The sequence below is a fragment of the Thioalkalivibrio sp. ALgr1 genome (genome assembly GCF_000378285.1).
Taxonomy (GTDB): Bacteria; Pseudomonadota; Gammaproteobacteria; order Ectothiorhodospirales; family Ectothiorhodospiraceae; genus Thioalkalivibrio.
The window spans coordinates 657135-670442 of the sequence record NZ_KB905133.1 but is presented as its reverse complement, the minus strand read 5'-3'; the positions used below and the strand labels follow the sequence as shown (position 1 = coordinate 670442).

The 13308-nt window shown below is 68.3% G+C and carries 10 protein-coding genes; 5 read left to right on the top strand and 5 right to left on the bottom strand.

The annotated features are described in order from the left end of the window. Positions 1-218: 218 nt before the first annotated feature. On the top strand, positions 219-893 hold the full coding sequence (locus tag F466_RS0107515) for a YdcF family protein (RefSeq protein ID WP_018137725.1): 675 nt from the start codon (positions 219-221) through the stop codon (positions 891-893). Positions 894-922: 29 nt separating this feature from the next. On the opposite strand, the gene F466_RS0107510 is transcribed toward F466_RS0107515, so the two are convergent. Both F466_RS0107510 and F466_RS0107505 read right to left on the bottom strand, forming a co-directional pair. Next, positions 923-3700 (bottom strand): valine--tRNA ligase, encoded by a 2778-nt coding sequence (locus F466_RS0107510; protein WP_018993766.1) that lies wholly within the window; start codon positions 3698-3700, stop codon positions 923-925. Positions 3701-4618: 918 nt separating this feature from the next. Then, on the bottom strand, positions 4619-5464 hold the full coding sequence (locus F466_RS0107505) for an NAD-dependent epimerase/dehydratase family protein (RefSeq protein WP_018174600.1): 846 nt from the start codon (positions 5462-5464) through the stop codon (positions 4619-4621). Between the two features lie 132 nt (positions 5465-5596). Between F466_RS0107505 and F466_RS0107500 the strand changes: the two genes are divergently transcribed. Both F466_RS0107500 and F466_RS0107495 read left to right on the top strand, forming a co-directional pair. Further along, complete coding sequence (locus tag F466_RS0107500) at positions 5597-6004, top strand: YchJ family protein (RefSeq protein WP_018174601.1); 408 nt, start codon at positions 5597-5599, stop codon at positions 6002-6004. After that, on the top strand, positions 6001-6609 hold the full coding sequence (locus tag F466_RS0107495) for a DNA-J related domain-containing protein (RefSeq protein ID WP_018138601.1): 609 nt from the start codon (positions 6001-6003) through the stop codon (positions 6607-6609). Before F466_RS0107500 ends, F466_RS0107495 begins: the two co-directional genes overlap by 4 nt. On the opposite strand, the gene F466_RS0107490 is transcribed toward F466_RS0107495, so the two are convergent. The 3 genes from F466_RS0107490 to queG form a co-directional block, all read right to left on the bottom strand. Beyond that, positions 6606-7397, bottom strand: coding sequence for a ferredoxin--NADP reductase (locus F466_RS0107490; protein WP_018138600.1), 792 nt, complete (start codon positions 7395-7397; stop codon positions 6606-6608). The two genes, F466_RS0107495 and F466_RS0107490, sit on opposite strands and share 4 nt — an antisense overlap. A 115-nt stretch (positions 7398-7512) precedes the next feature. Next, entirely contained in the window at positions 7513-9945 is a 2433-nt protein-coding gene (locus F466_RS0107485; protein WP_018138599.1) for an EAL domain-containing protein, read from the bottom strand. A 99-nt stretch (positions 9946-10044) separates the two neighbouring features. Next, positions 10045-11187, bottom strand: coding sequence for a tRNA epoxyqueuosine(34) reductase QueG (queG, locus tag F466_RS0107480; protein ID WP_018138598.1), 1143 nt, complete (start codon positions 11185-11187; stop codon positions 10045-10047). Between the two features lie 18 nt (positions 11188-11205). On the opposite strand from queG, the gene F466_RS0107475 reads away from it, so the two are divergent. Both F466_RS0107475 and tsaE read left to right on the top strand, forming a co-directional pair. Then, positions 11206-12732 carry a bifunctional ADP-dependent NAD(P)H-hydrate dehydratase/NAD(P)H-hydrate epimerase gene (locus F466_RS0107475; protein WP_018993765.1) on the top strand — a complete coding sequence of 509 codons (1527 nt, stop codon included), beginning with the start codon at positions 11206-11208 and terminating at the stop codon, positions 12730-12732. Continuing rightward, complete coding sequence (tsaE, locus tag F466_RS0107470; protein ID WP_018138596.1) at positions 12729-13193, top strand: tRNA (adenosine(37)-N6)-threonylcarbamoyltransferase complex ATPase subunit type 1 TsaE; 465 nt, start codon at positions 12729-12731, stop codon at positions 13191-13193. Before F466_RS0107475 ends, tsaE begins: the two co-directional genes overlap by 4 nt. The last annotated feature ends 115 nt before the right edge of the window (positions 13194-13308 follow it).

Below are 13308 nucleotides of genomic sequence, written 5' to 3'. Positions count from 1 at the left end.
GGCGTAATCCGAAATCGGCTCTCCCTGTGCGAAGGTGCTGGGCTTCCCGCGCACCTTCCAGCCCGGGGCCGATGATACGCAACCCCAAGGGGGCGTGGTACCCTCCAAATGCAGGGAACAAGCGGTTTTGCGGGGCGGGCCGGCAGAGTGGGCGCTCTCATGGGATGAGACGACTCGGCCGCCAGCGAGCCGCCAGGGGGGGATATGGAGGGCAAGTCGTGATCGGCGGCCGAGTAGGACTGCGGCGCGTCGGGCCGGATGGGCTGCTGACGTTTGGGTTGTCCAATCTGGTCATTGTGCTGACGGCGGGGCTTAGCTGGCTCGCGCTGTGGGGTCGCATGCAGCTCTGGGTGCGCGGTCTGCACTGTCCGGGGCGGGCACCCTGGATCATTGTCTTGGGGCAGCAGTTACAAGAGGGGCGTCCTGGGCCGGGTTACCGGCTGCGCCTGTTGCGGGCCCTGCGCTTGCTGCGGCGCGACCCGGAGGCCCGCGTTCTGCTGTTGGGGGGGTATACCTCGCCGGAGGGGCCCAGCGAGTCAGCCGCAGGGGCGGCCTTCCTGCGCCAGCGCGGCATCCGGGCCTCTCGCATCTTCTGTGAAGAGGACTCGCGGCACACCCTGGAGAACCTGCAAAACGCCCGCGACCTGCTCGCCCAGCGTACCGGCGGCAGCCTGCCGAGCTGCGTGCTCGTGACCAGTCGCTTCCATCTGCCCCGGGCGGTGGCCATCGCGCGCGGGGTGGGACTCGAGGTCTGTCCCTGCCCTGCCGAGCACTCGCCGCGAGTGCCGCAGCTGCGGCTGGCACGCGAGATCTGGATGTTGCACTGGTACCACACCGGGCGGCTGTTCGCCCGGCTGATCCGCCATCAGGGGATGCTCGACCGGATCAGCTGACCCGCCCTTTGCAGTAGCGGTCGCAGCCGCTACATCGCGCGGATGCGTTCGCGCTGGGCGGCGAGCTGGTCGCGGGTGGCCTGCATCTCGGCGACGCGGTCGCGTTCCTTCTGCACGACCTCGGCCGGGGCGCGGTCGACGAAGCTCGCGTTGGCAAGGCGCTTTTCGCTCTGCTCGAGGTTCTTGTCGAGCTTGCCGATCTCCTTGTCCAGGCGGGCCAGCTCGGCATCCTTGTCGATCAGCCCGGCCAGCGGGATCAGCAGCTGCATCTCGTCGACTAGGGCCATCGCCGATTCCGGGGCCTCGTCGGCGGCGTCCAGCCAGGTGACGCTCTCGGGTTTCGCGAGGAACTCCAGCAGGCCGCGGTGGCGCGTGTAGCGCTCCTGGTCGGCCTCGCTCCAGTTCTTCACCAGCACCGGCAGCGGCTTGCCCGGGGCGATGTCCATCTCCGCGCGGATGCGGCGCAGCCCGGTGATGAAGTCCTTGACCCAGTCGAGCTCGGCGGTGGCGGTGGCGTCATTCGGGAAGCCGTCCTGCGCCGGCCAGCGGCACTGCACCAGGAACTCGATGTCATCGCCGATCCCCGCATGCGGCTTTACATTGGTCCAGATCGACTCGGTGATGAACGGCATAACCGGGTGCAGCAGGCGCAACAGGGCCTCGAGCACAGTGACCAGCGTATTGCGCGTGGCGCGCTTGACTGCATCCGGGGTGGTGTCGTCGTTCAGTACCGGCTTGGTCAGCTCCAGGTACCAGTCGCAGTAGTCGTGCCAGGTGAATTCGTACAGCGTCTGCGCGGCGAGGTCGAAGCGGTAGGCATCGAGCTGCTGCGTGGCGGTCGCGGCGGTGGCGGCCAGGCGGTCGAGGATCCAGCGATCGGCCAGGGTGCGGTGTTCCGCCGTGTCGGTGGCCGCCGAGCAGTCGTGGCCCTCGACGTTCATCAGCACGAAGCGCGAGGCGTTCCACAGCTTGTTGCAGAAGTTGCGGTAGCCCTCGATGCGGCCGAGGTCGAACTTGATGTCGCGCCCGGTGGTGGCCAGTGCCGCCAGGGTGAAACGCAGGGCGTCGGTGCCGAAGGCGGGGAAGCCGTCGGGGAAGGCCTTGCGCGTGGTCTTCTCGATCTTCGCGGCCATCTGCGGCTGCATCAGGCCCCGGGTGCGCTTGGCCACCAGGTCGTCGGCGCTGATGCCGTCGATCAGGTCAATCGGGTCGATCACGTTACCCTTGGACTTGGACATCTTCTGGCCTTCCGAGTCACGGATCAGGCCGGTGACGTAGACCTCGCGGAAGGGCACGTCGCCCATGAAGTGCTCGCCCATCATGATCATGCGGGCGACCCAGAAGAAGATGATGTCGAAGCCGGTGACCAGCACGCTGGTCGGGTAGAAGGCGCGCAGCTCCGGCGTCTCCTGCGGCCAGCCGAGGGTGGAGAACGGCCACAGCGCGGAGGAGAACCAGGTGTCCAGTACGTCCTCGTCCTGTTCCAGCGCCACCTCGGCGCCCAGGCCGTGCTTCTCGCGCACCTCGTCCTCGGAACGCCCGACGTACACGTTGCCATCGCTGTCGTACCAGGCCGGGATGCGGTGGCCCCACCAGATCTGGCGCGAGATGCACCAGTCCTCGATGTTGCGCATCCACTCGAAGTAGGTCTTCGACCAGTTCTCCGGCACGAAGCGGATGCGCCCGTCTTCCACCGCCTTGATCGCCGGCGCGGCCAGCGGGCCGGCCTTCACGTACCACTGGTCGGTCAGATAGGGCTCGACCACGGTGCCGGAGCGGTCGCCGCGCGGGACCATCAGCTTGTGGTCGTCGATCTTCTCCAGCAGCCCCAGGGCGTCCAGGTCGTCGACGACCTTCTGCCGCGCCTGGTAGCGGTCCAGGCCGCGATAGGCCTCGGGTACGTTGTCGTTCAGGCAGGCGTCGATGGTCAGGATGTTGATCACCGGCAGGTCGTGACGCTGGCCCATCGCGTAGTCGTTGAAGTCATGCGCCGGGGTGATCTTTACGCAGCCGGAGCCGAACTCGGCCTCGACGTAGTCATCGGCGATGATCGGGATCTCGCGCCCGACCAGCGGCAGCTTGATCGTCTGGCCGATCAGGTGGCGGTAGCGCTCGTCCTCCGGGTGCACCGCGACGGCGGTATCGCCCAGCATCGTCTCGGGGCGCGTGGTCGCGACGGTCAGGTGCCCGGAGCCGTCGGCCAGCGGGTAGCGGAAGTGCCACAGGTGGCCGTTTTCCTCCTCCGACAGCACCTCGAGGTCGGACAGCGCGGTGTGCAGCACCGGGTCCCAGTTGACCAGGCGCTTGCCGCGGTAGATCAGGCCCTCTTCATGCAGGCGCACGAAGACCTCGCGCACCGCCGCGGACAGCCCGTCGTCCATGGTGAAGCGCTCGCGCGACCAGTCCACCGAGTCGCCCAGGCGACGCATCTGGCGGGTGATGGTGCCGCCGGACTGGTCCTTCCAGTCCCAGACCGCCTCGAGAAACTTCTCGCGTCCGAGGTCGTGGCGGCCCTTGCCGTCGGCGGAGAGCTGGCGCTCGACCACCATCTGGGTGGCGATCCCGGCGTGGTCGGTGCCGCCCTGCCACAGCGTTCGGTCGCCGTGCATGCGCCGATAGCGGATCAGGGTGTCCATCAGGGTGTGCTGGAACGCATGCCCCATGTGCAGGGTGCCAGTCACGTTCGGCGGCGGCAGCAGGATGCAGTAGCTGGCTTCGCCCGATTCCGGCGGCGCGAAGATGTTCGCGGCCTCCCAGCGTTCGTACTGGGTCTGCTCGATGCTTTTGGGGTCGAAGCTCTTGTCCATGATCGCGGGCGCGCTCGGGTCGGAATGGGCGAAAGCCGCGCATTATAACGGCGCGGCGCGCGCGCCGCCCGGTGCCCGCTCATGTGTTTACATTGGTTTTGTCTGGCCGCCTGCCCAGTAGTGGCTGGGCCTGGTTCGGCCTCGGGTGTTTACGGTGCTTTCGTCCGGCCGCCTGCCTGCGCTGTCTCGGCAGCGCGCCCCGAGTTACTTCTTTGCTCGTGCAAAGAAGTAACCAAGAAACACGCCCGGGATTCGCCCGGGAACCTTGCTCCGGACGCGTCAGGCCGGCGGCGCTGAAACTCGCTACGCTCAGACAGTCAGCGCCTTCTCCCGGCCTGTCACGCCCTCCACAAGGGGCTCATATCGGGAGGGAAGGTCAAAACCGACGGTGTTCCCGCACCTGTCATGAGCCCAAGGCTGTAGGGTGCGTTGAGCGCAGCGAAACGCACCATGCCAACGTCGGGGCAACCCTGATGCGATTCGCTGCGCTCATCAGCATCCTACCTGCCCCCTGGCGCCCGCTCGCGGGCGCGGCACGCCAGGGCCGTAGGCCGCGCGTGCCAAGATGTTGGAACATCTTGCCTCCATCCACTCGCACGAACCTCTGGATCGCCGTTGTCTTGACCTTCTCCCCCCGTATGAAGCCCCTTGCGGAAGGGTCCTCGGGACGGACGATTCAAAATAGAAACGGGGGCGCTGACTGTCTGAGCGAAGCGAGTTTCAGCGCCGCCGGCCCGAGGGCCCTGGAGCAAGGTCCCCGGGCGGAATCCGGGTGCCCTTCTTTGGGTACTTTCTTGGGCAAGCAAGAAAGTACCTCGGGGTGCGCTGCCGAGACAGCGCTTGGCAGGCGGCCGGACGAAGGCACTCGGAACACCCGAGGGCGAACCAGGCCCAGCCTGAAAGCGGTGAGAGCTTGGCTCAGGTGGTGGCGAGCCGGTGGAGCAGCTCGCGATAGCCGGTGCGGTAGTCGGGGTAGCGCAGGCGATACCCGCTGGCATGCAGTCGCCCGTTGCGGCAGCGCTTGCCGCGGACGTCGCCGGCCGGCATCGGCGGCGTCCCCGGCGGATCGAGCTCCATCTCCTGCGCCAGCCAGCCGAGCAGCTCGTGGCGCAGGGCCGGTTCGTCATCGACGCCCAGATAAAGCGGCTCGGGGTCGTCCAGATGAAACAGGTGGGTCAGCAGGCCCACGCAGTCCTCACGGTGGATGCGGTTGGTCCAGACCGGTGCTTCGTGCTGGCCACGCACGCCCTCGCGGACCTTGCGCAGGTGGTACTCGCGCCCCGGACCATAGATGCCGCCAAAGCGCACGACCACGCCGGCAAACGGGCTGTCGGCCAGCAACTGCTCGGCCTCCAGCAGGCAGTGCCCGGAGAAACGGGTGGGCTCGGCCGGGCTGGTCTCGTCCACCCAGCGCCCGTCGTCGGCGCCAAAGACCGAGGTGCTGGAGACGAACGCGATGCGGCGCGGATTTTGTTTGGCCTGCTCCAGAGCGGCCAGAGTGTTGCGCAGGCCGTCGACATAGGCGCGGCGGTATGCGGCCTCGGTGAACTCGCCCGGGGTGGCGATGAAATAGACGGTGTCCAGAGCCGCGGGGAGCGGCGGCAGCGCGTCCGCGCGGGCGAAGTCGCCGGCCAGCGGCTGGATCGGTTCCGGGATGCGCTCTGGCTGACGGCGCAGGCCCCAGACCGCGTGCCCGGCTGCGGCGAGCTGTTCTCCGACGCCGCCGCCGAGATCGCCGCAGCCCATGATCAGGATGTTGGCCATGAATCAGCATCTCTCTGGGTGCTTTCGCAACCTAACGTTTCGGCGTACGGAAGACCAGTCCCAAAGTATGGGTTCGACCCGGGGCAATGGCTCGTGCATGCTGGCGGCGACGTCGATCAGGGGAGGTATCGCTTGGGCAAGGCCAGCCGCAGGAAGGGGAATATATGCGCCTGTGGATCCGGGCTGGACCGGGCGGCCTGCTGCGGGCAGTACCTGGACGGCGCGGCTGCGGCCCCGACGGCGCAGGCGCTGATGCGCTCGCGCTATGCCGCCTTCGTGGAGGGGCGCGAGGACTATCTGCTGGCCACCTGGGCCGCCGCGACGCGACCGGAATCCCTGGTGCTGGAGCCGGGCCAGCGCTGGCTCGGTCTGGCGATCCGCGCGACCGAGGCGGGCGGGCCGGAGGATCAGGAGGGCTGGGTCGAGTTCGTCGCCCGCTCGCGGGTACGCGGCCAGGGGGTGCGCCTGCACGAGCGCAGCCGCTTTCGCCGCGAGGACGGGCGCTGGGTCTATGTGGACGGCGAGTTCCCGGGCGCATGATCGATGGGGATCGCCCAGCCGGTTCGCCGGTGGATACGGCACTGCTGGAGCGGGTGCTGGAGGCGCTGCGCGGACATCCGTGCGGATGTACGGAGCATGCGCTGATTGCGCAGCTGCGCGATCTGGAAGTGGAGCCGTTCGCCGCGGCGCGCCTGCAGGAGCCGTTGAGCCTGTTCCAGACCCACTTTGTGCTGTTCCACTGTCTTTACCGGCTGCGCGACATGCTCGCGGGGCAGGGCGAGTGGCTGCGTATCCATTGCCTGGGTATCGGGATCGAGCCGCTACAGGCGGCGGACATGGGGTCGGACCTGCCGGCGCGGGGTGATCCACTGCGGGCCTACTACCTGGATCTGACGCGGCTGGAGGGGATGGATGCGGCCGCGGTGGAGGCGCTACTGGGCGAGTTCTGGGCGCATCTGGCGCGTGACGAGCGGCGCGAGCAGGCGCTCGAGGTGCTGGGGCTGGAGGATCCGGTTGATGCGGCGGCGATCCGGCAGCAGTACCGGCGTCTGGCGCAGCGTCACCACCCCGACCGGGGTGGTGACACAGCCGTCCTGCAGCGGATCAACGCGGCCCGCTGGGTGCTGCTGGCTCAGGGCAGTTAGTCGTCCGAGTCGGACATCGTGGTCACGAAGGCCTGTTCCACGGTGAAGTTGCCGACCCCCTTGTAGTTGGTCTGGGTCCAGCCGTGGTCGACCAGCCACTCGCTCATCTCGCGGTTCATCGCCGGATTGCCGCAGAGCATCACGCGGTCGTGCTCCGGATCCGCCGGGGGCAGGTTCAGGATCTGAAACAGCTCGCCGGAGCGGAACATGTCGGCGCCGCGCTGGTTGTTGTCGTACGGCTGCTGCGCGATCGGGCAGGCGAAGTCGTGGTTCTCGCGGGTCACCGTCGGCACGTAGCGCAAGCGATTGCTGATGCGCGACTCGATCTCCTGGCGGTAGGCCAGCTCCTCGACGGTGCGCACGCTGTGCACCAGTACCGCGTTCTCGAAGTGCTCGAACAGCTCCGGGCTGCGGATCAGCGAGATGAACGGGGCCAGACCCGTGCCGGTGGCCAGCATGTACAGGGTCCGCCCGGGCTGCACGTAGTCGAAGGTCAGTGAACCGGTGACCTTGGTGTTGATCCAGATCGAGTCGCCGGGGCCGACCTGGGCCAGGCGACTGGTCAGCGCGCCGTCGGGAACGTGGATGCTCAGGAACTCCAGTTCCTCGGCCTCGGGTTCGGAGACGATCGAGTAGGCGCGCGGGATCAGTTTGCCCTCGGGGCGCAGACCCAGCGTGACGAACTGCCCGTTCTTGAACTGCAGGCCTTCGGGGCGCGTGGTCTTGAAGCTGAAGGTCTTGTCCGACCAGCGATGGGTCGAGGTGATCTGTTCTTCCGAATACGGCATGGGGTCCCACGGTTGATCAGTTGAGATGGGCCGCACGCTAACAGCTTGCCGCTGGCAAGGCGAAAGCGTCGGCTATCTCAAGGGTTGAGGCGCGCGAGCCGGGATTCAAGCCTGATCAGCGGCCGGCAATTTCCGCGAGGTAGTCGGCCAGCGGAATCGGCCTGGCCAGGTGATAGCCCTGGACGAAGTCGAGCCCGATCTCGCGCAGGTGGTGCATGGTCTCCTCGGATTCCACGCACTCGGCGATGGTGCGCAGCCCGAGCACATGGCCGACGCGGTGGATCGCGGTGACCATCGCCGCATCGACCGCGTTGGTCGCGATGTCGCGCACGAAACTGCCGTCCACCTTGAGGAAGTCGACCGGCAGGTTCTTCAGGTAGCCGAACGAGGACAGCCCGCTGCCGAAGTCGTCCAGGGAGAAGCGGCAGCCCATGTAGCGCAGCGCGCGGATCAGGCCCTGTGCGCGGTCGTGATGACTGATCGCGGCGGTCTCGGTGATCTCGAAAATGATCTGCTGCGCCTGAATGCGGAACTGGCTCATGCGGCTGGTGATGAATTCGAGCATCCCGTCCTGCGCCAGCGACTGCCCGGACAGATTGATCGACACCACGACTGGGGCATGATCCGGGTTCTGGTCCCGGTGATCGGCCAGCTGGCGGAACACGAGTTCGACCACATGGCGATCGATCTCGGGCATCAGGTGGTAGCGTTCGGCAGCCGGGATAAAGGCGCCCGGGGTGATCAGGGTTCCGTCTTCCCCGTGCAGGCGCAGCAGGATCTCGACATGGTCCAGCGGCAGATCGGCGCCGTTCAGGGGCTTGACCGGCTGGGCATAGGCGACAAAACGGGCATCCTCCAGGGCCGCACGCAGACGGCCGACCCATTCCATCTCGCCATGGCGTCGGCGCAGGATCTGGTCGGAGGGCTTCCAGGTATAGAGCCGGTTGCGCCCGAGATCCTTGGCCACGTAGCAAGCGGAATCCGCCTGGCTGAGGACCTCCGGAAGGTTCCGGCCAGGGCCCTCGATCGGGACCAGGCCGATGCTCATGCCCACATCAAAGCGGCGGCCCTCCCAGGAGAAGCGCAGACCCTGGGCCGTGGCCAGTAGTTTCTTGCCGATGGCCTCCGCGCGTTCCACCGGGCAATGCGTCAGTAGCAGGCCGAACTCGTCACCACCGAGACGCGCCAGGGTGTCGCTGTCGCGAATATGGGCGGGCAGCAGGTCGGCCAGTTCGCGCAGTAGCGCGTCCCCGGCCTGATGGCCGCAGGTATCGTTGATGATCTTGAACTGGTCCAGGTCCATATAGAACAGCGCGTGGGGCGTGTCGCCCTCCTCCAGGGTGCGCAGGGCCTCGTCCAGGCGCCGTTCGAACTCGCGGCGGTTGCACAGGCCGGTGAGCTCGTCGTGGGTGGCCTGGTGGTTCAGTTGCTGGGTCATGCGCCACAGCTCGGTGTGGTCATGCAGCACGACCACGACCCCCTCGCTGTGGTGGTCCGGTCGCCGCAGGGGCGAGACCAGCAGGCGGACCACGCGGGCCGCACCGTCCGGGCGGCGCAGCACGCGCTCCGGCGACTCCAGCGTCATACCCGTCTCCAGGCACTGCGTGACCGGGTTCATGACCCGGTGGCCGGTATGCGTGTCCTCGAGCTCTAGCACCTCGTCGAGACGCTGGCCCTGGACCGCCGTGGCGTCCACGCCCAGCAGGTCGCGCGCCGACGGGTTGAGATAGGTCAGGCGCCCGGTGGTGTCCGCGGTCAGCACGCCGTCGCTGATGGAGTGCAGCGTGGTCAGGAGTCGGTCGCGCTCCGAGGCCGTGGTCGCCTCGGCCGCGCGCAGCGATGTGATGTCCCAGGCGACGCCGAGCACGCCCGGCTGAAGTGACTGGGCAATCTCCGACGGCATCCATGAGATGGAGAAGTGGCTGTCGCCGACCTTGACCTCGGTTTGAAAGCGCTCTCCGGCGAGTGCGCGATCGATTGCAGACAGGATGGCCGGGTGGTCGGCGTACAGCCGGCGTGCGTCCTGCCCGACGACCTCGCCGGGTTGCAGCCCCAGGCTGTGCAGTGCAGCCCCCTCGGACAGGGTGAAAACACCATCCGGCCCCAGCCCGAACAGGATCAGCGGCGCGTGGCGGATCGTGGCCGAGAGCTGGGTCTCCAGCTCGTGCAGGGCCTGCTCGGATTGCTGCTGTCGGGTGATGTCGCGGACCGTAGTCAGGACCTCGATATCCTCCCCGGTATGAATCGCGTTGATATTGATCTCGGCCGGAAATTCGCCCCCGTCTCGTCGGCGGTAGCGCGTTTCAAAGCGGGCCGGCAGGCGCTCGTCGGGCTGGCCGTGAGCATGGTCGACGTCGGCTTGCGTGGCCTCGAGGTCGATCGCGGTGATGTGGATGCCGTCGGTCAGTTCGCCTTGGGCGTAGCCGAGCAGGCGCGATGCGGCTTGGTTTGCCGCGACGACATGGCCCGCTCGATTGAGCACCAGCTGCGCCTCCGGTGCCTGGTCAAACAGGCGCTGAAAGCGGGTGCTGTCCGGATGATCGGGCATGGCGACAGGATGAGTCCTTTCTTAGGGTGCCGGGGTCGCAAGTGGGTCCGCTCCCGAGTGTCACCTGTCGCGTGGGTGCTGGCAAGCGCTGGTCGCCGGTTATTGTCCGGGGGCCTGTGTGAGACGGGAGGTGTGGTCCGCGGGCGGCGATGACGCGGGACTGCGCAATCGTTCGAGGGCCCAGCCGACGTGTTCGCGTACCAGGGCGGAGGGGTGGTCGGCGCGGGCGCGAAGGGCCGTCTCGGCCTCCGCGGAAGCCGGGCCATTGCCCAGGGCGACCGCCAGATTGCGCAGCCACTGCTCGTGGCCGATACGGCGGATGGCCATGCCCTCGGTGCGTTGCAGGAAGGTGGTCTCGTCCCAGCCGAACAGTTCCACCAGACTAGCGGCATCCAGTCCGTGGCGGGCGACGAAGTCGGGTTCCGCGGAGACCTCGGCAAAGCGATTCCACGGGCAGACCAGCTGGCAGTCGTCGCAGCCGTAAATACGGTTGCCGATCAGCGGGCGCAGCTCTTCGGGGATCGACCCCTTCAGCTCGATGGTCAGGTAGGAGATGCAGCGCCGGGCATCCAGGTCGTAGGGCCCGCGAAAGGCCTGCGTCGGGCAGATGTCGAGGCAGGCGGTACATGCCCCGCAGTGTTCGCCAACCGGGTCGTCCATCGGTAGCGGCAGGTCCGTAAACAGCTCGCCCAGAAAGAACCAGGATCCACTCTCGCGGGCGAGCAGGTTGGTGTTCTTGCCGATCCAGCCGAGCCCGGCACGGGCGGCCAGGGCCTTTTCCAGAATGGGTGCGCTGTCGGTGAAGGCACGATAGCCGTGCGGTCCTGCTGCGGCCTCGATGCGCCGGCCCAGTTCGGTCAGGCGCTTGCGGATCAGCTTGTGGTAGTCGCGGCCGAGGGCGTAGCGGGAGACATAGGCGCGGTCCCGTTCGGCCAGCTGGATCGCCGGGCGCCGGGTGCGCGGAGGAAAGTAGTCCATGCGCACGCTGATCACGCGTTGTACGCCCGGCATCAGTTGTGCGGGATCGTGGCGCAGTGCGGCGCGTTCGGCCATCCAGCCCATCTCGCCGTGCGAGCCTTTCTGCAGCCAGCGGTCCAGGTGCTGGCGGTCCACCTCCGGGACCGTGGCCGGCGCGATGCGCAGGGCCTGGAAGCCCAGCTCGCGGCCCCAGGCCCGAATCTGTTCGGCCAGCGCGTCACATTGGCGTGGATCGAGAGGCTCAGGCACGATTTCGGCAATCATACGATCGGGGCAAGAAACGTGAATGATGGACCCGGGGTGATCCCCCTGACCAGCGCGCTCTACGACAGCGAGGGCATGCGGGCCCTGGATGCGGCCGGCATGGCCCTGCCGGAGATCGCGCCCGGGGAATTGATGGAGCGCGCCGGGGCGGCCCTGCTGGCGGCTGTCAGGGCCCACTGGCCCGAGGTGCGCCGGCTCGGCATCCTCTGCGGCCCCGGCAACAACGGGGGCGACGGCTATGTGCTGGCGCGACTGGCGGCACAGGCCGGCCTCGATGTGCGGCTCCACGGCGGCCCGTCGCGCGCGCGCCCGGAGTCGGACGGCCGTCAGGCGCATCGACGCTGGATCGAGCACGGGGGGGCGATGGCGCCGCTCGAGGCCTTCGACCCGGCGGACGCCGAGCTGTGGGTCGACTGCCTGTTCGGTATCGGGCTGGAGCGCCCGCTGCACGATGCCTATGGCGAGGTGGTTGAACGCCTGAATGCCTCCGGGCGGCCCGTGCTGGCCGCGGACATCCCCTCGGGCGTCAATGCCGATACCGGCGCGGTGCCGGGACCCGCGGTGCGCGCCCGGCATACCGTGACCATGATTGCCGACAAGCTGGGGCTGCACACCGGCGCGGGCGTGGACTACGCGGGCACCGTCGAGGTGGCGCGGCTGGATCTGCCCGAGCAGATTGCCCGGGGCGTGATGCCGCGGGCCCGGCATCTGGGCCCGGAGGACTGGCAGGATCGTCTTCCGGCCCGCCGGCCGGGGGCGCACAAGGGTAACGCCGGACATGTGCTGGTCGTCGGGGGCGCGCCGGGATTCTCCGGGGCGGCCCGCCTGACGGCGCTCGCGGCCCTGCGTGCCGGGGCCGGGCGGGTGACGCTGGCCACGCACGAGGACCATGCGGCCTGGGCCAATGCCGACCGGCCCGAGATCATGGTGCGGGCGGTGCGCGAGCCGACCGATCTGTTACGCCTGGCCCGTCAGGTGGATGTGATCGCGGCAGGCCCGGGTCTGGGCACGGAGGAGTGGGGGCGCCGCCTGTGGCACGCGGTCGCGGATGCGGGGGTGCCCCTGGTGGTGGATGCCGATGCCCTGAACCTGCTGGCCGCGACGCCCCGTCAGATGGATTCCTGGATCCTGACTCCGCATCCAGGCGAGGCCGGCCGCCTGCTGAATCGTCCGGCGGCGGAGGTGGAGGCAAATCGACCGGCGGCCGTGCTCGAGCTGGCGCAGCGCTTCGGCGGCGTGTCGCTGCTCAAGGGGGCCGGGACGCTGGTCGCCGACGCCGATCCCGGTGTTGAGGTCGGGCCACTGACCTGTGTGACCGGGGGCCACGCCGGCATGGCGGTCCCCGGGAGCGGGGACGTGCTTACGGGGATTATCGTCGCGCTGCGGGCGCAGGGGCTCGAGGCACGCGCCGCGGCCGAGATCGGGGCAGCCTGGCATTGTGCCGCTGGTCGGGTCCTGCGCGCGCGGCTCGGCAGCTGGCGCGGGCTGCTGGCGGGCGAGCTGGCGGATGTGCTGCCGGCCGCCGCCGGGGAGGAGGGGGTGTGAACGAGGGGATCCGGCTACCGGACGCCGCGGCTACAGAGCGGGCCGGTGCGGCCCTTGCGGGGATGGAAGGCCTGCAGATCGTCTCCCTGGAGGGGGATCTCGGCGCGGGCAAGACGACCTGGGCGCGTGGCCTCCTGCAGGCGCTGGGTCATGCGGGCAACGTGCGCAGCCCCACTTACACGCTGGTGGAGTCCTACGAACTCCAGGGACGCAGCGTGCTGCACTTCGATCTGTATCGCCTGGCGGACCCGGAGGAGCTGGAGTATCTGGGGGTGCGCGAGGCCTTTGGCGGGCAAGCGCTCTGGCTGGTGGAGTGGCCGGAGCGCGGGGCCGGCTGGCTGCCGGAGCCGGATCTTCGGGTGCGGCTGGAGCCGTGCGAGCCGGACGGGCGCATGCTCTACGTGTCCGGGCCGGCCGCCGGCGACTATCGCACGCGCCTCCAGCGAAACGCCCCACCCTGATAACCCAATGAAAAGCCGGAATAAATCCAGCCCCCAAGAGGGATTGCGGTTCTTGTGGGGCGAGGTATCAGTTGCAATGCCACACACAAAAACCTCGATATCTCGCTCATAAAGA

What these genes read in the sequence shown, in the direction of transcription:
- F466_RS0107490 (WP_018138600.1), bottom strand. Translation starts at nt 7,397, where the DNA reads ATGCCGTATTCGGAAGAACAGATCACCTCGACCCATCGCTGGTCGGAC.
- F466_RS0107485 (WP_018138599.1), bottom strand. Translation starts at nt 9,945, where the DNA reads ATGCCCGATCATCCGGACAGCACCCGCTTTCAGCGCCTGTTTGACCAG.
- F466_RS0107505 (WP_018174600.1), bottom strand. Translation starts at nt 5,464, where the DNA reads ATGGCCAACATCCTGATCATGGGCTGCGGCGATCTCGGCGGCGGCGTC.
- queG (WP_018138598.1), bottom strand. Translation starts at nt 11,187, where the DNA reads ATGATTGCCGAAATCGTGCCTGAGCCTCTCGATCCACGCCAATGTGAC.
- F466_RS0107495 (WP_018138601.1), top strand. Translation starts at nt 6,001, where the DNA reads ATGATCGATGGGGATCGCCCAGCCGGTTCGCCGGTGGATACGGCACTG.
- F466_RS0107510 (WP_018993766.1), bottom strand. Translation starts at nt 3,700, where the DNA reads ATGGACAAGAGCTTCGACCCCAAAAGCATCGAGCAGACCCAGTACGAA.